The organism is Clostridium sp. AF50-3 (genome assembly GCF_003477445.1).
Lineage (GTDB): Bacteria > Bacillota > Clostridia > Lachnospirales > Lachnospiraceae > Otoolea > Otoolea fessa.
The window spans coordinates 1-1,412 of sequence record NZ_QUDH01000047.1 but is presented as its reverse complement, the minus strand read 5'-3'; the positions used below and the strand labels follow the sequence as shown (position 1 = coordinate 1,412).

Below are 1,412 nucleotides of genomic sequence, written 5' to 3'. Positions count from 1 at the left end.
ATAAACGCTGAAGGCATCTAAGCGTGAAGCCCCCCTCAAGATGAGATATCCCATACGCAAGTAGTAAGACCCCTTGAAGACGACGAGGTAGATAGGGCAGAGGTGGAAGCGTAGTAATACGTGAAGCTGACTGTTACTAATCGGTCGAGGGCTTAACCAAAAGGTTATGGTTAAGGATAGGTAAGAGGAAGTTATTTCCTAAAAGGATGAAAGATAGAAGTAGAAGAAATTCAGTGTGCAGTTTTGAAGGTATATAAAGAAGACCGTTGTACAGAAATGTATGGCGGTTTTTTTGTGTAATAGGGAATTCCAAGGAATTTCCTATTACACGCTCTTTTAGACTAAAAAATTATAAACGAAGTAGTCTCTAAAAGAGCATTTCCCCCTTACCCCATAAATTTGTTGATTTTCAAATCTATGCAGCTGATTTTATTTTCATCACATTCAGCTTTGACAGATATTCCTTAAGTTTTTCATAATGGCGTTGCTGGACTGACTTTCGATGTCCTTTACCGGCGACAAACGTTGTTTCATCCAACTGCCAGATTTCTGCGTATTTCGATGCGGCTTCCTTTAAGTATTCTGGCGAGTATTCTGTATTAATACTGAACTTTATCCCCGTGTATTGAAGCTCAAGATTAATTTCCTGAAACAGGGAAGTGAGTTTCTCAAACAGGCGGTATCTGGATTTTTTAGTCGCTTTCTTCCATACCCATTATTAAAATTATATATTATGTACAGTTTTGAAAAATGGCACACCGCAATCTCGTTACTGTAGTGTTTGGAAAGAGAAAAGAGCAAATAGTTGTATATATGATAATAGAAGAAAATGACGCAAAATAAATCAGCAGCATTTCTGCAAGAAGGATCAAAATAAGCTGGTGGGAATGCTGCTGATTTTTTAATCTAGTATGTGCGAAATAAATAGAAATGACAAAATATTCTAAAAAATCACAACAAAATAAAAAGAATAACAAATATAGAAAAATCGTTGACAATCCTTGGAAACTCTGGTATCATAACATACGTCCTTGAGACAAGGGCAAATCAATCGAAGAAATAAGAGCGGAAACGCAAACGGGTTTCTGAGAAAGATTAAAAATAAAATAAAAAAAATTGTTGACAAAGTCAATTGCTTATGATAATATAAATAAGCTGCCGATGAGGCAACAACAAAGAACCTTGAAAACTGAACAGTATGTAAAACCCTGAAAATTCTAAGAACAAAGGCTTTTGGTTAAGCCTTGAAGTTCAAGAGAACATTCAGAACAAAACCAAAACAACAGTAATAACGGTTAAAATTAGCCAAGCGAATTTTGACTGGAATCAAAACTTTAACATGAGAGTTTGATCCTGGCTCAGGATGAACGCTGGCGGCGTGCTTAACACATGCAAGTCGAACGAAGCGATTT

At 36.3% G+C, this 1,412-nt stretch carries 2 rRNA genes; both read left to right on the top strand.

What is annotated here, in order from left to right:
- Nucleotides 1–160, top strand: a 23S ribosomal RNA gene (locus DW085_RS18715); the annotation flags it as partial.
- A gap of 1,175 nt (nucleotides 161–1,335) precedes the next feature.
- A 16S ribosomal RNA gene (locus DW085_RS18705) occupies nucleotides 1,336–1,412 on the top strand; the annotation flags it as partial.